General features: G+C 70.8%; 20 protein-coding genes. 11 read left to right on the plus strand and 9 right to left on the minus strand.

All coding sequences use genetic code 11. The annotated features are described in order from the left end of the window. Window positions 1-45 precede the first annotated feature (45 nt). Complete coding sequence (locus OO52_RS41640; RefSeq protein ID WP_030657385.1) at window positions 46-759, minus strand: SDR family NAD(P)-dependent oxidoreductase; 714 nt, start codon at window positions 757-759, stop codon at window positions 46-48. A gap of 428 nt (window positions 760-1187) precedes the next feature. Between OO52_RS41640 and OO52_RS41645 the strand changes: the two genes are divergently transcribed. Then, window positions 1188-2345 carry a YbfB/YjiJ family MFS transporter gene (locus OO52_RS41645; RefSeq protein ID WP_051819038.1) on the plus strand — a complete coding sequence of 386 codons (1158 nt, stop codon included), beginning with the start codon at window positions 1188-1190 and terminating at the stop codon, window positions 2343-2345. Between the two features lie 189 nt (window positions 2346-2534). Here the strand turns inward: OO52_RS41645 and OO52_RS41650 are convergent, their stop codons facing one another. Next, the gene (locus tag OO52_RS41650) at window positions 2535-3647 is read right to left on the minus strand and encodes an aminotransferase class V-fold PLP-dependent enzyme (RefSeq protein WP_030657387.1); all 1113 of its coding nucleotides are present in this window, start codon (window positions 3645-3647) and stop codon (window positions 2535-2537) included. A 223-nt stretch (window positions 3648-3870) separates the two neighbouring features. On the opposite strand from OO52_RS41650, the gene OO52_RS41655 reads away from it, so the two are divergent. Then, on the plus strand, window positions 3871-4566 hold the full coding sequence (locus OO52_RS41655; RefSeq protein WP_030657389.1) for a type 1 glutamine amidotransferase domain-containing protein: 696 nt from the start codon (window positions 3871-3873) through the stop codon (window positions 4564-4566). Between the two features lie 517 nt (window positions 4567-5083). On the opposite strand, the gene OO52_RS41660 is transcribed toward OO52_RS41655, so the two are convergent. From OO52_RS41660 to OO52_RS41675, 4 genes are all read right to left on the minus strand, one after another. Continuing rightward, window positions 5084-5995, minus strand: a complete 912-nt coding sequence (locus tag OO52_RS41660) for a carbohydrate ABC transporter permease (protein WP_078877456.1) — start codon at window positions 5993-5995, stop codon at window positions 5084-5086. Continuing rightward, window positions 5992-6846, minus strand: coding sequence for a carbohydrate ABC transporter permease (locus OO52_RS41665; RefSeq protein ID WP_234317350.1), 855 nt, complete (start codon window positions 6844-6846; stop codon window positions 5992-5994). The genes OO52_RS41660 and OO52_RS41665 overlap by 4 nt, the downstream gene beginning before the upstream one ends. 121 nt (window positions 6847-6967) lie before the next feature. Then, entirely contained in the window at window positions 6968-8323 is a 1356-nt protein-coding gene (locus OO52_RS41670; protein WP_030657395.1) for an ABC transporter substrate-binding protein, read from the minus strand. A gap of 57 nt (window positions 8324-8380) precedes the next feature. Continuing rightward, window positions 8381-9886: an alpha-N-arabinofuranosidase gene (locus tag OO52_RS41675; protein ID WP_030657397.1), complete on the minus strand. Its 1506-nt coding sequence runs from the start codon at window positions 9884-9886 to the stop codon at window positions 8381-8383. 291 nt (window positions 9887-10177) lie between these two features. Between OO52_RS41675 and OO52_RS41680 the strand changes: the two genes are divergently transcribed. Continuing rightward, entirely contained in the window at window positions 10178-11197 is a 1020-nt protein-coding gene (locus tag OO52_RS41680; protein WP_030657400.1) for a LacI family DNA-binding transcriptional regulator, read from the plus strand. 96 nt (window positions 11198-11293) lie between these two features. Here the strand turns inward: OO52_RS41680 and OO52_RS53460 are convergent, their stop codons facing one another. Both OO52_RS53460 and OO52_RS53465 read right to left on the minus strand, forming a co-directional pair. Beyond that, the gene (locus OO52_RS53460) at window positions 11294-11584 is read right to left on the minus strand and encodes a hypothetical protein (protein WP_051847952.1); all 291 of its coding nucleotides are present in this window, start codon (window positions 11582-11584) and stop codon (window positions 11294-11296) included. Next, window positions 11581-12090: an LLM class flavin-dependent oxidoreductase gene (locus OO52_RS53465; protein WP_051854397.1), complete on the minus strand. Its 510-nt coding sequence runs from the start codon at window positions 12088-12090 to the stop codon at window positions 11581-11583. The genes OO52_RS53460 and OO52_RS53465 overlap by 4 nt, the downstream gene beginning before the upstream one ends. A gap of 218 nt (window positions 12091-12308) precedes the next feature. On the opposite strand from OO52_RS53465, the gene OO52_RS41690 reads away from it, so the two are divergent. From OO52_RS41690 to OO52_RS41710, 6 genes are all read left to right on the plus strand, one after another. Further along, window positions 12309-13214 (plus strand): NAD(P)H-binding protein, encoded by a 906-nt coding sequence (locus OO52_RS41690; protein ID WP_030657402.1) that lies wholly within the window; start codon window positions 12309-12311, stop codon window positions 13212-13214. Between the two features lie 30 nt (window positions 13215-13244). Beyond that, window positions 13245-13718, plus strand: coding sequence for a VOC family protein (locus tag OO52_RS41695; protein WP_030657405.1), 474 nt, complete (start codon window positions 13245-13247; stop codon window positions 13716-13718). 97 nt (window positions 13719-13815) lie between these two features. Continuing rightward, entirely contained in the window at window positions 13816-14346 is a 531-nt protein-coding gene (locus OO52_RS54110; protein WP_199820051.1) for a nitrilase-related carbon-nitrogen hydrolase, read from the plus strand. A gap of 4 nt (window positions 14347-14350) precedes the next feature. Next, window positions 14351-14803: a nitrilase-related carbon-nitrogen hydrolase gene (locus OO52_RS54115; RefSeq protein WP_267885038.1), complete on the plus strand. Its 453-nt coding sequence runs from the start codon at window positions 14351-14353 to the stop codon at window positions 14801-14803. Window positions 14804-14834: 31 nt separating this feature from the next. Next, complete coding sequence (locus OO52_RS41705) at window positions 14835-15551, plus strand: hypothetical protein (RefSeq protein WP_030657407.1); 717 nt, start codon at window positions 14835-14837, stop codon at window positions 15549-15551. A 134-nt stretch (window positions 15552-15685) separates the two neighbouring features. Next, window positions 15686-16258 carry an ester cyclase gene (locus tag OO52_RS41710; RefSeq protein WP_030657410.1) on the plus strand — a complete coding sequence of 191 codons (573 nt, stop codon included), beginning with the start codon at window positions 15686-15688 and terminating at the stop codon, window positions 16256-16258. A gap of 572 nt (window positions 16259-16830) precedes the next feature. Here the strand turns inward: OO52_RS41710 and OO52_RS41715 are convergent. Further along, window positions 16831-17478, minus strand: a complete 648-nt coding sequence (locus tag OO52_RS41715; RefSeq protein WP_051819034.1) for a TetR/AcrR family transcriptional regulator — start codon at window positions 17476-17478, stop codon at window positions 16831-16833. Window positions 17479-17572: 94 nt separating this feature from the next. On the opposite strand from OO52_RS41715, the gene OO52_RS41720 reads away from it, so the two are divergent. Both OO52_RS41720 and OO52_RS41725 read left to right on the plus strand, forming a co-directional pair. Then, a complete protein-coding gene (locus OO52_RS41720) occupies window positions 17573-17836 on the plus strand; it encodes a hypothetical protein (RefSeq protein WP_030657414.1) in 264 nt (87 codons plus the stop codon). A gap of 461 nt (window positions 17837-18297) precedes the next feature. Beyond that, the coding region (locus OO52_RS41725) for a flavodoxin family protein (protein WP_030657416.1) at window positions 18298-18616 on the plus strand (319 nt) is incomplete at its 3' end.

Below are 18616 nucleotides of genomic sequence, written 5' to 3' on the forward strand. Positions count from 1 at the left end.
CTGCCATGGCCACAGTGTAGACAGGCGTCCGGTGGCCGCCCCGGGTCAGTGACCGGCGCTCTGACCGCCGTCGACGTGCAGGATCTCGCCGGTGACGAAGGGGGCGTTCTCCAGATAGAGAACCGCGTCGACGACGTCCTGGACCTCACCCATCCGGCCGACCGGATGCAGCGCCCCCAGGGTGTCGTGGTACTCCTGCGGATGCATGGGCGTCCTGATGACGCCGAGTGCGACCGCGTTGCTGCGGATCCCCCGGTCCGCGTACTCGATGGCGAGGGCCTTGGTGGCGGACTGCAGGCCGCCCTTGGTCAGTGAGGCCAGCACCGAGGGAGTCGCGGAACTGGCGTGATCGACGAGGCTGGTGGTGATCTGGACGATGTGGCCGCCACCCTGCCGGAGCATCTGCTCGACGGCCAACTGGGAGATACGGAAGAACCCGGCCACGTTGATGCCCGTGACCGTGTCGTAGTCGGCCTGCGTGTACTCGTGGAACGGCTTGGAGACGAAGACGCCGGCGTTGTTGACCAAGGTGTCGATGCGGCCGAACCGCTCCAGCCCGGCCGAGATGACACGCTCGGCGGTGGCGGGGTCCGCGATGTCTCCCCGCACGGCGACGACGTCGGGATCCTCCGAGGGCGCGATGCCGCGGGAGGTGGCGACGACTGCGTGGCCGAGCTTGCGGTAGCCCTCGACCAGGGCGGCACCGATGCCCTGGGACGCACCGGTGATGACGGCGACCCTCTGATCCGGTTTGCTCATGGCGATACTCCAGAGTGATCTTCGCTGGTCGAGCGACTCCCCAATGGTGGCGCGTCTCCGGTGGGGCGGCATGTCGGGACGGACGGTCCGCCCGGGCAACGGACCGGCCGGGACGCAGCGCGCTCGGGGCCGCCGGGACACGTACGGACACGTGCGGACACCTTTCCCCGTGTCACGTGTCTCGGCGCGACGGCGGCCCTTCTGCGAGGCTCAGGTTCTCAACTGGGAGGAAACCGGTCCTGGATTCTGCCGGGCGGCGGGCGCAGCCTGTCCGCATGGGAAGCAGGCGGAACATCGTGCCGGTGGCTCCTGGCGGCGAGGGGCGGACGGTCACCGAGTCCTCGTCGGCCCGGGACCCGGCCCGGGGAGGCCCGCGGAGTTCGCCGTGGGCACACGTCCTCCGGGCCGCCGCCGCGCTCGCGGCCGGGATGGGCGTCGGCCGCTTCGTCTACACCCCCATCCTCCCGCTGATGCAGGCGCAGGCCGGACTGTCGGCCGGAGCGGGAGCGAACCTGGCGACCGCGAACTACGGGGGATACCTGGCCGGCGCGCTCGCCGGCATCTGCGCCCCGCGGCTGGTGCGTTCCCGGCTCGTGCTGCGCGGCTGTCTGCTCGCGCTGGTGGCCACCCTGGCGGGGATGCCGCTGACCCGCAGCGGCGTCATCTGGCTGCTGCTCCGTCTCGGTGCGGGCTTCTTCAGCGCGATGATCTTCGTGATCGCCGTCAGTTCCCTGCTCAGCCACCTGCGTGAACACCCGGCCCACCTGCCCGGCTGGGCCTTCGGCGGGGTCGGGTCCGGCATCGCCCTCTCCGGCCTGCTCGTCCTCGCGCTGCGCACGGTCGGCGACTGGCAGGCCGCGTGGTGGGCCTCCGCCGCGCTCGCCGCGACGCTCACGCTCGCCGCGTGGGGCCTGCGTCCGGAGGCCGCCGCCCAGCCGGCTCCCGCGACGTCCGCTCCGGGGGCACGCACGAGCGGGCCGCGCACCCACCGCTGGTTCGGCGCCCTGTTCGTGTCCTACACGCTGGAAGGGGTCGGCTACATCATCGCCGGCACCTTCCTGGTCGCGGCGATCAACCAGACGTCCCCCGGCTGGATCGGCGGCGGCGCCTGGGTGGTGGTGGGTCTGGCGGCCATCCCCTCCTCCGCCGTGTGGGCCGGACTGGGACGCCGCTGGTCCATGCCGGACCTGCTGCTGGCCGCACTCGGTGTCCAGGCCGTGGGCATCGCCCTGCCCGCGCTGGTCGGGGGCGTGGCGCCCGCGCTGATCTCCGCGGTGCTGTTCGGCTCCACCTTCATCGGTGTGAGCACGCTGGCGCTGGCGGCCGGCGCGCACCTGCGGTTCCCGCGCGCCGTGGCCCTGCTGACGGCCGGGTACTCCGTCGGGCAGCTCCTCGGCCCGCTGGTGGCGACGCCCCTGCTGCACCACGGCTACCACCAGGCCCTGCTCCTGGCCGCCGCCGTCGTGCTGGCCGCGGCGCTGACCGCGTTCGTGCTCCGCATCGGGTTCCCGCACACCCTGCCGGCGCCGGACGCCGTGCCCAGCGCGGAGACCGGGGCGACCGCCGAGACCCCGACGGGCCGGTGACCCGAATCGCCGGTAGCACGGCAGCGGGCCCGGGAAGACCGTGAACCCACACCCCGGGTCCGCACGTGTACCTGCTGACAGGCCCCCGCCACACCACCCCCTCGTGGCGGGACGGGGCGGCCGCCCCACGTGGTGCGCACTACGGGCGGCCGCCCCTCAGGAAGCGGGTGCGCGTGTCCGCCGGCCGTCTCAGCTCCGCAGCGACGAGAGCGCGGCGGCGACCCGGTCGGACACCTCGGGCGGGGTCGAGGCGTGCGGGGAGAACCTGAGTGAGTCGGCGCGCACCGTCGGAGTGACGCCCTCGGCGTGCAACGCCTTCGCCACGAGGGACGGTTCGTGGCCGGGCACGGTGAAGGAGAGGATGCCCGCGCGCCGCGCCGGATCGGCGGGGGACAGGACGCGGCCCCCGCACCCCTGGACGGTCTCGGTGAGTTCGGCGATGCGCGCGGCGATCGCGGCCTCGATCGCCACCACGGTGTGCCGTTCGACGAGGGTCAGCGCGGACGCGAACGCGGCGGCCGTCACCGGGCTGAGATGGGTGATCGACCACCGTCGCGCGTCCGGGGCCGGCGGGTGCGCCGTCCCGTCGAAGAGTCCGGCGTCCTCGACCCCCGTCCAGCCGGTGAGGACCGGCTCCAGGCGTTCCAGCGCCCGGTCGGACAGCGTGGCGAAGCCGGTGGCCCAGCCCGCGCGCAGCCATTTCTGGCCGCCCGCCACCACTACGTCCGCCGCGTCCCAGGGCATCGCGGCCACGCCGAACGCCTGGATGGCGTCCACGATCAGCAACCGGTCCGGACCGATCGCCTCGCGCAGCGCCGCGAGGTCGGCGCGGAAGCCGGTACGGAAGTCCACGGCGCTGACGGACAGGGCGACCACGTCATCGGTCAGCGCGGTGCGGACCAGGTCGGGGGTGACACCGGCGCCGGGCGCCGGGTCGAGCCGGCGTGGTGCGGCCCGGCCCAGGTGCGCGGCGCGGTGCCAGGGATAGTGGTTGGCCGGGAAGTCGGTGCGCGGCGTAAGGACCACGCCTTCCCGGATGCCGAGAGCGGCGTGGAACAGGCCGGTGGACGTGTTCGGGAGCAGCACGGTGTGCCGGGCGTCGGTGCCCGCCAGCCGGGCGGCCGTGTCCCGGGCGGCCTCTTCCGCCCGCATCAGGACGTCCACGGTGGTGTGGTCGGCGCTGGCGGACTCCTCCAGGGCTCGCGCGCTCGCGGCCACGGCGTCCCGCGACGGCGGTCCGAAGCGTGCGAAGTCGAGGTACCCGGCGGGCGTGTCGAAGTGGGCGGCGTACGACGTGAGCACGGGGCTCGTCCTTCCGGGCCGGTGCGGGTGCGGGCGTGGTGCAGCGCCACGCACGGTACGCGGCTCACACCGCGCGGAGCTCCCCGGGGTGCCGGTGCCGGTCCGCTGCAGAGCGCGGCGGCGCGCCTCCCGCCCGCATGCGCCCGGACGGAGCCATACCTAGGCTGAAGAAGTTCGCGTCCTCCTACAGGACATCGATCTCGGACGAAGAGGAGACGCGCTGATGGCCAGGGTGCTGTTCATCGTGAGCGGGGCGACCTACTGGGTGCTCAAGGACGGGTCACGGTACGCGACCGGCTACTGGGCCGAGGAGTTCGCGATGCCGTACAAGGCGATCACGGAAGCCGGTCACGAGGTCGTGGTGGCGACGCCGGGGGGTGTGACCCCGAACGTCGACATGATGAGCCTGCGTCCTTCCATGGCCGGTGGTGAGGACGGGGCGCTGGAGCTGGAGGCGGTCATCCGCTCCGCGGAGGAGCTGCGCCGGCCGCTGAAGCTGTCGGACGTCCGCCTGGAGGACTACGACGCGGTGTACCTGCCCGGTGGGCACGGTCCGATGTCGGACCTGGCGTACGACGCCGACGCCGGCCGGCTTCTGACGGCGCAGCTCGCCTCGGGCAGGCCGCTGGCCATCGTCTGCCACGCACCCGCCGCGCTGCTGTCCACCAGGATCCGCGGGGAGTCGCCCTTCAAGGGCTACCGGGTGACGGGCTTCACCAACGACGAGGAGGAAGCCGTCGGACTGGCCTCCAGGGCGTTGTGGCTGCTGGAGGACGAGCTGAAGGACAAGGTGGGGGTCGAGTACAGCCGCGGCCCGATGTGGGAGCCGTACATGGTGGAGGACCGCAACCTCATCACCGGGCAGAACCCGCACTCGGCGGCGATACTGGCGGACCGGTTGCTGGAAATCCTGAAGTGAGGGCACCTGACCGGGGCGGGCGAACTCGGCGCTCTTGACCGGGACTTCCGACCTCCGGGCAGCCGGGTGCGGGAAGCAGTACCGGGCCGGGTCGCGCTGCTCGTCCGGCCGGCTCTCGATGCCCTGACGCCCGACATGTGCTCGATCCGGGTCTTCGTCCGCGAGGGCGCCCGGCCCGCTCGGCCCAGGCCGGCCGGACCCGGCTCGGGCACGAGTTCCACTCGGAGACCTGGAACCTGCTGGCCGACAAGGCGGGCGCGGGGCTTCTGAAGGACAACACGCGGCAGATCGGCGCGGCTGAGTTCACCGACGCCGACCACGCCCTCGCCAGGGCCCTGCTGTCCGCCGCCCGGTGCCTGGCGGCCGGCGCCATCGGCCTCGTCTCAGACGTGACCCAAGGGCGTGACCCGGCCGGTGTCCCAGGTCGTGGTCGTGGAGCGGCTCGGCACCACGGGCGCGCACCTGCCCCTGGTGACCTGACGCCGGCCGTCGGCCCCGTCATGCGGCCCGGGGTCCGCTATCCCTTGAGGCCCGACCGGGAGACCCCCTCGATCACCCAGCGCTGCGCCACGACGTACAGCAGCAGGACCGGCACGCTGGCGATGACCGCGCCCGCCATCAGCAGGTCGTAGTGGATGTTGTTGGCGTTCTGGAAGTTGGCGAGTCCGGCGGGCAGGGTGAGCGATTCGGGGCTGAGCAGCACGTACAGCGGCCACAGGAAGTCGTTCCAGTTGGCGAGGAAGGCGAGCATGCCGAGCGTGGTGAGCGCGGGTTTGGACAGGGGCAGGACCACCTTGACGAAGATCTGCCACCTGTTGCAGCCGTCGAGTTCGGCGGCCTCCTCCAGTTCGGCCGGCAAGGTGAGGAAGAACTGGCGGAGGAAGAACACCCCGAACGCGCTCGCCGCGCCCGGGACGATCACCGCGGGCAGGCTGTCCACCCAGGCCAGCTCGTTGACGATCAGGAAGTTCGGGATGAGCAGCACCATGGGCGGCACGAACAGCGTCGCGACGATCGACGTGAAGAACACCCGCCGGCCTGCGAACCGCATCCGCGCCAGCGCGTAGGCGGCGGGGGTGGCGGTGACGAGCACCAGTGCGGCGTGCGCCGAGGCGGCGAGGACGCTGTTGAGCAGCCACCGTCCGACCGGGCTGTCGGTGGCGCCGAGGACGTGCCGGTAGGCCTGCACCGTGGCGGGGGAGGGGACCCACTGCGGATCCGTGGACCCGGCGGCCTCACCCGTCTTGAACGAGGTGACCAGCATGTACAGGAGCGGGCTCAGGTACAGCGCGGCCACGACGGCCAGAACCAGGTGGAGCAGGGACCGGCGCAGGCGCCGGGCGACGCGGGGCGCCCTCTCCGGGGGCCGCCGCTCGCCGGGGAAGGGGCCGGTGGCGGGCGGCCGTTGTCGTGTCGTCGTACCGGTCATCGCTCCTCCTGGCGTTCGCGGAAGACGCGGAAGACCACGGCGCTGGCCGCCATGAGAGCCAGGGCCAGAACGAAGCTCATGGCGGAGGCCGACCCCATCTCGAAGCGTCGCAGACCGGTCTCCGCGATGAGGAAGATGGCGGTCTTGGTCTCGTCCGCGGGCGCGCCCCCGGTGATGATGTAGGACTGGCCGAACATGTTGGCCGAGGCGAGCAGCGTGGAGTTCACGACGAACAGCGCCACGGGCCGCAGGCCGGGAAGGGTGACGTACCGGAACCGCTGCCAGGCGCCCGCCCCGTCGACCCTGGCGGACTCGTAGAGTTCGGCGGGGATGTCCTGCAGTCCGGCGAGGTAGATGACGGAGTTGAATCCGAGCGTCCACCACACGGTGACCAGGACGAGGGCCCACCAGGCGGCCGGGGTGTCGGTGGTCCACTGGATGTCGTCCGGCAGGCCGATGACACCCAGATAGTGGTTGACCAGGCCGATGTTGCCGTCGAGCAAGAACCGCCACAGGAGACCGACGACCGCCACGCCGAGGACGTACGGCGCGAAGTAGACGGCCCGGTAGAGGTTGCGTCCGCGGAACTTCCCGTTCATCAGCAGGGCCGTGAACAGGGGCACGACGAGCAGCAAGGGCGTCGACAGCAGGGTGAAGACGCCGGTCGCGCGCATGGCCTGCCAGAAGCGGGGGCCGTCCACGCCCTGCGGATCGAACAGCTCCCGGTAGTTGTCCAGTCCCACGAAGGGCTTGGCCGGCAGATTGATGTCCCACTCGTGCAGGCTGATCCACAGGCCGTAGCCGATGGGGACGAGCACGAAGGTGAGGAAGAGCACCAGGTACGGTGCCATGAAGACGTAGGGGGTCCACCACTGGTGGGACCGTGAGCCGGTCCGGACCGCGGCGCGGTCCGGGACTCGCGGTGCACCCGTGGTGGACGGCGGTGTTGTCAGCCGTCGCACCGGGTCTGCCTCACTTCGCGTACTTCCGCTTGTTCTCGGCCAGGATCTTGTTGGCGGTCCGCACGCCGTCGGCCAGGGCGTCGGCCGGCGACTGCCGGCCGAGGACGGCCTTCTGGACGGCCAGTTCCAGTGCCTTGCTCTGCACGTCTCCGAGTCCGGGCAGCGCGGGCAGGAAGCGGAAGACGTCGACGTCCCGCGCGAGGGGCGTCTGCGGCAGCCGGGCCACCTCGGGGCGGGCGCGCACGCTGTTGCGGGCGGGGATCATGCCGGCCTTGGCCCACTCCGTGGACCGCTCGCTCATGTAGTCGATGAAGAACTTCGCGGCCTGGACCTTGTTCTTGTCCCGCCCGGCCTGGGACGTCAGCACGAAGTTGTGGCCGGCCGTCCACACGGCGGGCGTCGAACCGATCGTGGGTACGGCCGAGAGGTCCCACTTGATCTTTCCGGCCGTCGACTTGAGGTCGTTGATCTGCCAGATGCCGTCCCAGGTGAAGCTGACCTTGTCGTTCTTGAAGGCGTTGTACTGGGAGTCCTGCGCGACCTGGGCGGGGCTGTAGCCCTTGCGGATCTGCTCCACCATCCAGCCCAGGGCCTGTTCGCCGGCGTCCGAACCCCAGAGCGCCCGCGTGCCCTCCGCGTCGTACAGCTCCCCGCCGAACTGCCACAGCAGGCTCATGAACATCAGGTGCGCGGGCCACTTGTTGGGCATCCAGAAGGGGTGGGAGACACCCGCGGACCTCAGCTCCGCGAGCGCGTCCTCGTAGCCCGCGCGGTCGCCCGGCGCCTCGCGCAGGCCCGCACGGGTCAGATGGCGCACGTTCCAGTAGTCGGCGAGGCAGTGCACGTCGAGCGGAACGCTGTAGCGCTTGCCCCCGAAGACGCCGGCCTGCCACACGGCGGGGATGAAGTCGGACTCGGTGAGCTTCAGGGCGGACACGACGTCGTCCAGCGGCATGAGCGTGCCGCGTACGGCGAAGGTGGCGATCTGGTCGTTGTGGATGACGGCGACGTCCGGACCCTTGCCTGCGCTGATGGCGGTCGGCAGGGCGGGGTAGAGGTCCTCCCAGCGCCGGGTGGTGTTCCTGACGGAGATGCGCCCCTCGTACTCCTTGTTGAACGCGGCCAGCATCGCCTGCATGTGCGGACCGTCGCCGCCGGTGAAGCCGTTCCAGTACTCCAGCGTGACCTTGGGTCCCTTGTACTCGCCCCCGCTGAAGGCCGGCGCGTCGGCGGCGTCGCCCTGTCCGGCCCCCACCTTGGTGCCCCCGCCGCACGCGGTGAGGAAGCCGGCGGCCGTCACACCGGCGGCGGCGCCGAGGAACGCTCTGCGCGGAACCGGCGGGAGGGGTGAAGTAGTGCTGCGCATGCTGTGCTCCTTGGGATGGGTTCTTCGTCGGCCGGGACAGCGGTGCCGTGCCTGGGCTCAGGCATCGGTGAGGCGGATCATGGTCCAGCTCACGGGCGGCAGTTCGGCGCCGAGGCCGCGGTCGTCGGTCTTGGTGCCCGCCACGGCCCTCGGCCGGACACGGTCGGGGGCGGCCTCGGTGTTCGTTGCCGTCGGATCCGGGTCGTGCAGGACCACGTGCTCGGCGACCCGGTGCCGGGGAAAGGCACGGAGATCCACGGACAGGGCCAGGTCCTCCCGGCGGCTGCGGTTCACCGCGAAGAGGACCACCTCGCCGCTCTCCTCGTCATGCGTGGCCGTCGCCCACAGGGCGGGGACCGGGCCGTACTTCGCCGTGTCCACGAGCGGGGACTCCGGTTCCACCCGCAGCACGGTCCCGCGGGCGTGGCGCGCGGTGCGGGCGAAGGGGTGGAAGATGGTCTGTCGCCAGGCGGGACCCTGCGCCCGCGTCATGATCGGCGCGATGACGTTGGCGAGTTGGGCCTGACAGGCCGCCCCCACGCGGTCGGCGTGCCGGAGCAGGGTGATCAGGAGGCTGCCCACGACCACCGCGTCGGTCACGTCGTAGACGTCCTCGATCAGCTCGGGAGCCTCCCGCCACGGCAGGGAGGACTCACCGCCGAAGCGGCTCTGGTACCAGACGTTCCACTCGTCGAAGGACAGTTTGATCTTCTTGTCGCTGCGGACGCGGGCGCCGACGTGGTCGGCGGTGGCCGTGATCGCGGCGATCATGCGGTCCATCTCCTCGCCGCTGGCCAGGAACGAGTCGAGGTCACCTTCCTCGGGCTGGTAGTAGGCGTGCAGGGAGATGTAGTCCACGAACTCATAGGTGTGTTCGAGGACCGTGGCCTCCCAGGAGGCGAAGGTGTCGATGTGGGCGTTGGAGCTGCCGCAGGCGACCAGCTCCAGCCCGGGGTCGAACCGCTTCATCGCGCGGGCCGTCTCCGCCGCCACCCGTCCGTACTCGTGCGCGGTCTTGTGGCCCATCTGCCAGGGGCCGTCGAGTTCGTTGCCCAGGCACCACATGCGGACGTCGTGCGGGTCGGCCACTCCGTGGGAGCGCCGCAGATCGGACAGGGCGGTCCCCGCGGGATGGTTGCTGTACTCCAGCAGGTCCAGCGCCTCGCCGACGCCGCGGGTCCCCAGGTTGAGCGCCATCATGGGTTGCACCCCGGCCTTGCCGGCCCAGGCCATGAACTCGTTGAGGCCGAAGGCGTTGCTCTCCAGGCTGCGCCACGCCAGATCGAGTCGCCGGGGCCGCTCGGACACGGGCCCGACGCCGTCCTCCCAGCGGTGGTTGGAGACGAAGTTGCCGCCCGGGTAGCGCACGGTGGTGACGCCCAGCTCCCGCACCAGATCGAGGACGTCGGTGCGGAAGCCGTCCTCGTCGGCGGCGGGATGCCCGGGCTCGAAGATGCCGGTGTAGACGCATCTGCCCATGTGCTCCACGAAAGAGCCGAACAGCCTGCGGTCGACGGTGCCGGTCGCGAACGCCGGGTCAAGGGTGAGACGGGCTGTGGCCATACGGGGGACTCCTCGGTTCTGTCGGACGACTGGCGGGCGCGCCCGTACCGCCGCCGCTTCCGGCCACGGGCCAAGAGGGCGACGACCACGGACACGACACGTGCCGCCGTCTGTGAGGAGCTACGATTACATCGTTGAAACAGCGTCGTAAAGTGCTCGGGTCGCATGGATTCGAAGGGTGGCCCCGGCCGCGGAGGGGAAACGGTTGCCGCCAGGGGCCGGCCGTCTGCGAGTGTGGCCCTCGACGCGCTAGTGCAAGCGCCTTCTCCGGGCGCAGTGGAAGGTGATCTGGTGGGAGCAAGTCTCAAGGACGTCGCGGCCCTGGCCGGAGTCTCGGTGAAGACCGTGTCGAACGTGGTGAACGGCTTCACCTACGTCGCGCCGCCGACGCGGGAGAAGGTCGAACGCGCGTTGGCGGAACTGGACTACCGCCCGAACCTGTCCGCCCGCAACCTGCGTCAGGGCCGCACCGGTGTGATCGCCCTCGCCCTGCCGGAACTCGACGCACCGTACTTCGCGGAGCTGACGCGCTTCGTCATCGACGCGGCGGCCGAGCGAGGCTGGACCGTCATCATCGAGCAGACGGACGGTCGGCCGGAGCGGGAACGCCAGGTGCTCGAAGGGATCCGCGCGCAGCGCGTCGACGGCCTGATCTTCAGCCCGATCGCGGTCGGGCGGGAGGAACTGGCCGACCGCGACGCCGGCACCGCGCTCGTCCTGCTGGGCGAGCGGGTCATCGACGGCCCCACCCACCACGTGGCCATCGACAACCAGTTGGCGGCGAGGGAGGTGACCGAGCACCTGTTGTCACTCGGCCACACCCGTATCGCCGCCATCGGACGGCAGACGAACCCGAGCGCGAACACCGCCCGCCTCCGGCTCGCCGGCTACCAGGAGGCCCTGCACTCGGCCGGCCTGCCCTACGACGAGGCGCTCGCCCCGCCGACGGACTCCTACCACCGGTCCGACGGTGCCGAAGCGATGGCAAGGCTGCTCGCCCTGGACGAGCCTCCGCAGGCGGTCTTCTGCTTCAACGACCTGCTGGCCCTCGGGGCTCAGCGCACCGCACTCGCCCGTGGCCTGCGCGTACCGCAGGACGTGGCCGTCGCGGGGTTCGACGACATCGAGGACGGACGCTACAGCACCCCCACGCTCACCACCGTCTCCCCCGACAAGGAGCAGATCGCCCGGGTCGCGGTGGAGATGCTGCAACAACAGATCCACGGTTCGCCGCGCGGCGCCACCCGCCCCGGTCCGCACGAGATGACCGCGGCACACAGGCTCCTGGTACGGGAGAGCACGACCGGTTGACACCGGTGGCGGGGTGTCGGTGCCGAGGCGGTCCGACCGCTTCGGTGGCGGGGGAGAAGAGGCCGGGCTTCTCCCCCGGTAGCGTGCCGCCGTCGCTCAGGCCGTCTCCGAGCCGAGGGCGGCCGGTTCCTCGGCGAGCAGTTCCCTGACCCGTGGGGCGACTTCGCGGCCCAGCAGTTCGATCGTGCGGGCGCGGGCCTGCCGAGGCAGGTGCATGACGTCGTACTTGAGGTCGAAGCGACTCAGCCGCAGCTCGCGGGCCATCTTGGCGATCTTGCGGGCGACGGTGTCCGGGGATCCGACGAACAGCGCGCCGTGGTCGATCTCCCTTTCGTAGCGCTCACGTGTGGGTGCGTAGAACCCTCGCTCCTGCGCCAGCGCGGTCACGACCGGCTGCCAGTACCGCCACCAGGTCTCGACCGCCTCCTCGTCGGTGTCGGCGACGAGTCCCAGGGAGTGCTGGCCGACCGGCTGCGGGTCTCCTCGAACAGCGCCTCGTAGTCGGCGAGGTCGTAGCCGAACAGGGAGAACGACTCCGTGGCCGACGCACGGCCGAGCACGAGCTGGGCACGGCCGTTCGACACGGCGTCCAGCGTCGAGAACTCGTGGTAGAGCCGCACGGGATCGTTGGTGCTGAGCACCGTCACGGACGTGCCCAGGCGGATGTGTTCGGTCGCGGCGGCCACCGCGGAGAGCAGGACGGGGGTGGCGCTGTCGACGTGACCCGCCCGGTAGTGCTCGCCGATGCTGAACACGTCCAGCCCCGCGGCCTCGGCGAGCTTGGCCTCCTCGACGAGCAGCCGCACGGTCTCGGCGTCGCCGAGTGTCCGGCCGCCGTCCGAGGCGACCTCTCCGAACGAGTTCAGACCTACCTCGAAGGCCGGGGCCGTCATGGTGCCCTCCCTGGGCGGCGCGGGCGGTCCGTCATGGGTTGCCGCCGAGACGTGAGTGCTTGACGGATCAAGTATTACATCAACTTGCCGCGTCAAGTAAACCGGCGAAGGGGCCGCGTGGTCTCCCGGTGCACACCTTGCCTCTCCCGCATTACGCGCATATGCTCCTAATGCAGGTGGGGGGGCGATCCCCTCGTCACACAGAAGGAGACAGACCTATGGCTGCCGATCACCCCGCCCTCATCACAGGCGCGGGCGGCGTGGCCCGCAACGTCGTCGAAAGGCTGCGCGCACAGGACGTACCCGTGCGTGTCATGGTCCGCCGGGACGACGACCGGGCCGCGCAGCTCCGTGCCCTCGGGGCGGAGGTCGTCCTCGGAGACCTCACACGACCCGAGACCGTCGCGAGCGCCCTGGAGGGCGCCCGGAGCATGTACTTCGCCATGCCCGTCTCACCGGACCACCTGCTCGCGGCGACCGTCGTGGCGAGCGTCGCGCGGGAGTACGGCGAGTTGGACGCCCTGGTCGACCTGTCGCAGATGACCGTGTCGCAGATGACCGCCACGAGCACCGCGGAGTCCCGGCAGCAACGGCTGCACTGGCTGGCGGAGCAGGTGTTCGACTGGTCGGGCCTGCCGGTGGTCCACATCCGCCCGACGTCGTTCCTGGACAACCCGCTGTTCACCGCGCTCCCGGCACGGACGATCCGCGCGCGGGGCACCATCGAGCTGCCCTTCGGCGCGGGGCGCACCTCGCCGGTCGCCGTGGACGACGTCGCCGGGGTGATCGCCACCGTACTGCGCGAGCCTGCTCCGCACGTGGGGCACGTCTACGAACTGACCGGCCCGCGCACCGTCGACATGACGGAGATGGCCGAGGCCTTCTCGAAGGCGCTGGGGCGGCCGGTGTCGCACGTGGACGTGCCGCTCGACCGGTGGCGCGAGGAGGTGCTCTCCACGATCGGCCTGCCGCCGCACGTCGAGCAGCACATCGTCACCATGTGCCGCCTGCATCAGGAGAACCGGTACGACCGGGCCTCCGGCGACGTCGAGCGTCTGACCGGCGCCCCCGCCCGGACGATCGAGGAGTTCGTGGCGGCACGCAAGGACTTCTACCTGGGCTGATGTGCCCGCTCAACGAAAGTGATCAGAGAAATGACCATGAAACTGGAACTTCTTGTCCTGCCCGTCTCGGACGTCGACCGCGCCAGGGCCTTCTACGAGAAGGCGGGATTCCGGCTCGACCTCGCCAAGGACGTCACCGACGACTACCGGGTCGTCCACCTCACGCCGCCCGGCTCCGAGGCCTCGATCATCTTCGGCAAGGGCCTCACCACGGCCGCGCCGGGTTCGGCCCAGGGTCTGTACCTCGTCGTCACGGACGTCGAAGAGGCCCGCGCGGACCTCGTGGGCCGTGGCATCGAGGTGAGCGAGGTGTTCCACGACGGCAAGGGCCTCTTCTTCCACGGGCACGACGCCGGGGACGTCGTGCACGACGGCCAGGGTCAGGAGCGGATCGCCGGCCCGCACCCGGAGCGCGCCAGCTACGGCTCCTACGCCACCTTCAGCGACCCGGACGGCAACGGCTGGGTGCTCCAGGAGATCACGCGGCGCTTCCCCGGCCGCTGACCGCCTGCCCCCAGGGGCCCTCAGCGCCGGCGCGTTTCCAGGACGCGCGGCCTGTTCCGCGAGGACACCTCCACCCCCACCCCGAAGGAGACCGTTCATGACAGTCGTACGAGCCGCCGCGGTTCAGATCAGCCCCGTGCTCCACAGCCGCGCCGGCACCACCGCCAAGATCGTGCGGAAGATCCGCGAGCTGGGCGAGCAGGGCGTCCGGTTCGCGGTCTTCCCCGAGACCGTCGTCCCCTACTACCCCTACTTCTCCTTCCTGCAGCCGCCCTACATGACGGCCAGGGAACACATCCGTCTGCTTCAGGAATCGGTGACCGTACCGTCCGCCGAGACCGAGGCGATCGCCGAAGCAGCCCGCGAAGCCGGGATGGTCGTCTCCGTCGGCGTCAACGAGCGTGACGGCGGCACCGTTTACAACACACAGTTGCTGTTCGACGCGGACGGCACGCTCATCCAGCGCCGCCGCAAGATCACACCCACCTTCCACGAGCGGATGGTCTGGGGTCAGGGCGACGGTTCGGGCCTGCGCGCGGTGGACAGTGCCGTCGGCCGCATAGGCCAGCTCGCCTGGCTGGGAACACAACCTGCCGCTGGCGCGCTACGCCCTGATCGCCGACGGTGAGCAGATCCACGCCGCGATGTACCCCGGCGCCTTCGGCGGCCGGCGGTTCGCCGACCAGATCGAGGTGAACATCCGCCAGCACGCACTGGAAGCGGCCTGCTTCGTGGTCAACGCGACCGCCTGGCTCGACGCCGACCAGCAGGCGCAGATCGCCGCGGACACCGGCGGACCCGTCGCCGCGGTCTCCGGTGGCTTCTTCACCGCCATCGTCGACCCCGAGGGCCTTCTCGTGGGCGAGCCGCTCACCTCGGGGGAGGGCGAGGTCGTCGCGGACCTGGACCTGGCCCGGATCGACCTGCGCAAGCGCCTGATGGACTCGCGCGGCCACTACAGCCGTCCGGAACTGCTCAGCCTCCGGATCGACCGCACACCGGCGCCGCACGTCCACGAGCGTGGCACCCCCGCCCCGGTGCCGGCCGCCCACGCGACGGAGGAGGCCGGCGCGGGTGAGGCGTAGTGACACGGCCCTCCTCGAAGGGAGTTCTCCCATGCGTGATCTGGTCGGCACCGTCATCGAGGCGCACGGCGGCCTGGACCGGTACGACCGGTACGGCTCGGCCACGGTGCACTTCCGGCTCGGTGGTTCACTGTGGCGGCTGAAGGGGCGGGAGGGAATCCTGCGCCATGCGGCCGTGCGGCTCGACCTGCACCGGCAACACGCCAGCCACTATCCCTTCACCGCCCCCCGGTTGCGGACCTCCTTCACCGCCGACCGGGTGGCCGTGGAGACGGTCGGCGGTGAGGTGAAGGCCGAGCGGTACGACCCCCGCGCCTCGTTCCCGAGCGACGTGCGGGCTCCCTGGGACGATCTGCAGGTCGCCTACTTCGCCGGATACGCCATGTGGACCTACCTGACGTCCCCGTTCACCTTCGGCTCCGCCGGGTTCGAGGCCGTCGAACTGTCTCCGATCGCCGTGGAGGCAGAGACCTGGAGGCGCTTGCGGGTCACCTTCCCGGACCACATCGCGACTCACTGCCGCGAGCAGGTGTTCTACTTCGGCCCGGACGGCCTGCTGCGCAGACACGACTACACGCCCGAGGTCATCAACGCGGGCGCCGCCGCGCACTTTCCCTCCGCGTACGAAGAGTTCGACGGGATCATGGTTCCGACCCGGCGCCGTGTCTTCCGGCTCGGCGAGGACGGAACGGTGTTCCGGGACACGGAACTCGTCACCATCGACATCGAAAGCGTGCTGTTCATCTGAAACCGGCCCCGAGGTCGCCGACAGCTTCGGTCGATTCAGTCGCCGCCTATTCAATAGGTAAGGTGTTACCTTAATTGGAGGGTCCCCTCTCGGGTGTCCGTCCGCAGCCCACCGCAGAGGGAAGGCACGACCACATGGCGATGCACGCCTCCGACCTCGGTCACGCACTGTTCAAAATCCTGGAGACCGGTGACCCGGCGCTGGCCGCCGAAGTCGTCCACGACGAGTTCCACAACCGCGAAGCCGCGGTGTCTCCTCCTGCCTGCCGGATCCCCGGCCCGTCGGGCGTGCTCGCCTCCGGCGCGTGGATGCGGTTCGCGTTCAGCGACCTCCGGCTGCCCGTCACCGACACCGTCACCAGCGACTCCCAGGTGTGGGTTCGACTGCGCATGCAGGGCCGTCACACCGGTGCCTTCGTGCTCTTCAACGACCAGGGGGTCGAGCAGGTCGTGCCTCCCACCGACCGGGAGATCGACTTCGAGCAGATCCACGTCCTGGACCTCCGCGACGGCAAGGTCGTCCGGCACGAAGCCGTGCGGGACGACATCACGATGCTCGGTCAACTGGGCGTCTTTCCCCCCGGACCGGCCGCCGGGATGCGCATGCTGTCCTGGCGACTGACCGGCCGGGCCGCACGAGCCGCCTCCGAGGTCTCGGCGCGAGCAGCCGAGGCCGCGGCGGCGCTGCCGCAGGCCAACACGGTGTGAACGGGGTGCCCTCTTCGCTCGGCGCACCGCGCCGACGGGAGGCGGCCGGCATGTGAGCCGTGCGGCGGTAGGGCGCCGACCGGACAACCGGAGAAGGGGGGTCGGCACCTCGCCGGAGGAGGTCGTGGCCCTCCTGATCACCCGCGCGCAATGGCCGTCTCGGCTCGGCCGAGTACCGGCGCACGGCGTCATCATCGTCGCACCGGCACCACGGCGGACGGCTCGCCGGTCGCCGTTTACTCCAGCGCAGGCTCCGCTGGGCACGGTTCAACCACCGGACCGCGCCGGTGTACGCGAACGACGTCACAGCCACTCCGCAGGGCCGCACGCCGGTCACGGGCGCAGCGACGTTGCGATGCGCTTCGGCAACGTACACCGGCGGCGTTCGTCGGCCACGCCCGCCTCGAACACGTCAGGCCGGAGCCCGTGCGGACGGTGAGTGGTGCCCACCCGCTTACTGTTCGGGTGTTCCCCTGTCATGTCGGCGCCGGACGACGCGAGGCACGTATGCCGTACCCGGCCGCGAGCACGGAGGAACGAGAATCCGACGACATGCCGGACCGGTCACCGCGCTACTGCGGCGGCCGGTGTTCTGGCGCCGATCCCTGAGAGAGCAGGGTGGCGACGGCCGTGTGCCGCAGAAAGGTCTCTGCCCGCTCCCACGACCAGCCGTTCTCTATCACCAGGGTGCGCCAGCCGGACGGACCGAACCAGAACCAGAGGAGATCCGCAGTCTCCTGCTCGGGGAGGTCCGGCGAGGGGGTGAGGGTGTGCAGGTGGTGAGCGGCTGTCCGCAGGGCCTCCCGGTAGGCGGAGGTCGCCCGTTCCCACAGGGCCGCGCCGTTCTCATGGACGGGCAGAGCCGCCCGGATCGCTTCGTGCACCCGGAACTGCCCTTCATTGCCGGTCCGAGTGCCCTGGGCTAGCGTCTCCAGGACGGCTTCCGGCGTGCGCAGGGCGAGTACCTGCCGCATGGTCACCTCGTAGTCCGACGCGACCACGCCCTGATCGACGATCGCGTTCAGGATGTCGCCCTTGCTGCCCACGCTGGCGAAGACGGTCTTGGCGGAGACCCCGGTAGCCGAGGCGATGTCCGCCACGGTGACCCGGCCGTAACCGCGTTCGGCGAACAGGTCGGTGGCGCACCGCAGAATCTCCGCGCGGGTGCGGGCGGCTGCCTGCTGGCGCAGGGGAGACACATAGGGCCGTTTGGCAGACATGGATTCATGCTAGCCGTGATCACGACATGACCTATTGATTAGGTGCTCTCTCACCTGAAAGGCGGGGGCGCGGCGGGGTCCGGCGATCGGGGCCGTGGTCTGTGCAAGGAGAGCGCCCGGGAGCGTCCTGGAGGCGCTGGACCGGTACGCCGCCGGCTTGCGGTTCGACATGCTCACCATGCCGGGACGGCCTCCGCTGGAGCGGCTGCGGGCGCACTTCGAGTACCTCGGCAGGGACACCCTCGACAACGGCTTCGTCCGCGGCTGCCTGGCCGGCAACGTCGGCGCGCGGAGATGGCGGATCACAACGAGGATGTCCGCTCGACCGTCCAGCGGGTGCTCAAACCAAGGCCGGTGATCTCGACAGCGCCCCAGCCGTGGCGGACACCGCCCTGTTCGTCCCGAGGGTCATCCCGGCTTCGCGGGCCCGGCACTGCGCGTCCGCCGCGTGGTGTTGTAGCCGACCCTCGCGTCGGCCGCCTCTCCGCCACACAGCCGCACGGGTCAGGCCCCGCCGGTCGCACGGCCCTGCTGGTCTGCCCGATCAGCTGACCCCACCACTGGGTACCTGCCCCGGACGAAGGGCCCCTGGTCCGCCATATCCCCGGACGCCCCCGGACTTCTCGTTCCCGGGCCCGCCCTTCGGCTCATCCGTGCATACCGCGTCTGACCAGGGTGGACGGCCCTTGAACGGGTGACGCCGACCCCGCTGGTCCGTGGGCCTCGCGGGATCGCGATTGACGGAAGTAGACCGGTCGTCTAGCTTAGGTGACCGGTCGACTTATCGCGTCGCCGCACACCCCTCGAAATGGAGAACCCGTGTCCACTCCGATCAAGCTCGCCATCGTCTACTACTCGTCCACCGGCACGATCACCGAGATCGCCAAGGAGCTGCACGACGCCGGTGTCAAGGCGGGCGCCGAGGTCCGTCTGCTGAAGGTGGCCGAGCTGGCCCCGCAGGCCGCCATCGACTCCAACCCGGCCTGGGCCGCCAATCACGCGGCCACCGCCAACGTCCCCGAGGCCACCACGGCGGACATCGAGTGGGCCGACGCCGTCATCTTCGGCACGCCGACCCGTTTCGGCAACGTCTCCTCGCAGCTGAAGCAGTTCATCGACACCCTCGGCGGCCTGTGGG

The sequence above is a fragment of the Streptomyces flaveolus genome, from assembly GCF_000716535.1.
Classification (GTDB): domain Bacteria; phylum Actinomycetota; class Actinomycetes; order Streptomycetales; family Streptomycetaceae; genus Streptomyces; species Streptomyces flaveolus_A.

Coding starts and splice junctions, on each gene's coding strand:
- OO52_RS41640 (WP_030657385.1), bottom strand. CDS start 759: ATGAGCAAACCGGATCAGAGGGTCGCCGTCATCACCGGTGCGTCCCAG.
- OO52_RS41645 (WP_051819038.1), top strand. CDS start 1,188: ATGGGCGTCGGCCGCTTCGTCTACACCCCCATCCTCCCGCTGATGCAG.
- OO52_RS41655 (WP_030657389.1), top strand. CDS start 3,871: ATGGCCAGGGTGCTGTTCATCGTGAGCGGGGCGACCTACTGGGTGCTC.
- OO52_RS41660 (WP_078877456.1), bottom strand. CDS start 5,995: ATGACCGGTACGACGACACGACAACGGCCGCCCGCCACCGGCCCCTTC.
- OO52_RS41665 (WP_234317350.1), bottom strand. CDS start 6,846: ATGGCACCGTACCTGGTGCTCTTCCTCACCTTCGTGCTCGTCCCCATC.
- OO52_RS41670 (WP_030657395.1), bottom strand. CDS start 8,323: ATGCGCAGCACTACTTCACCCCTCCCGCCGGTTCCGCGCAGAGCGTTC.
- OO52_RS41675 (WP_030657397.1), bottom strand. CDS start 9,886: ATGGCCACAGCCCGTCTCACCCTTGACCCGGCGTTCGCGACCGGCACC.
- OO52_RS53465 (WP_051854397.1), bottom strand. CDS start 12,090: ATGACGGCCCCGGCCTTCGAGGTAGGTCTGAACTCGTTCGGAGAGGTC.
- OO52_RS41690 (WP_030657402.1), top strand. CDS start 12,309: ATGGCTGCCGATCACCCCGCCCTCATCACAGGCGCGGGCGGCGTGGCC.
- OO52_RS41695 (WP_030657405.1), top strand. CDS start 13,245: ATGACCATGAAACTGGAACTTCTTGTCCTGCCCGTCTCGGACGTCGAC.
- OO52_RS54110 (WP_199820051.1), top strand. CDS start 13,816: ATGACAGTCGTACGAGCCGCCGCGGTTCAGATCAGCCCCGTGCTCCAC.
- OO52_RS41705 (WP_030657407.1), top strand. CDS start 14,835: ATGCGTGATCTGGTCGGCACCGTCATCGAGGCGCACGGCGGCCTGGAC.
- OO52_RS41710 (WP_030657410.1), top strand. CDS start 15,686: ATGGCGATGCACGCCTCCGACCTCGGTCACGCACTGTTCAAAATCCTG.
- OO52_RS41715 (WP_051819034.1), bottom strand. CDS start 17,478: ATGTCTGCCAAACGGCCCTATGTGTCTCCCCTGCGCCAGCAGGCAGCC.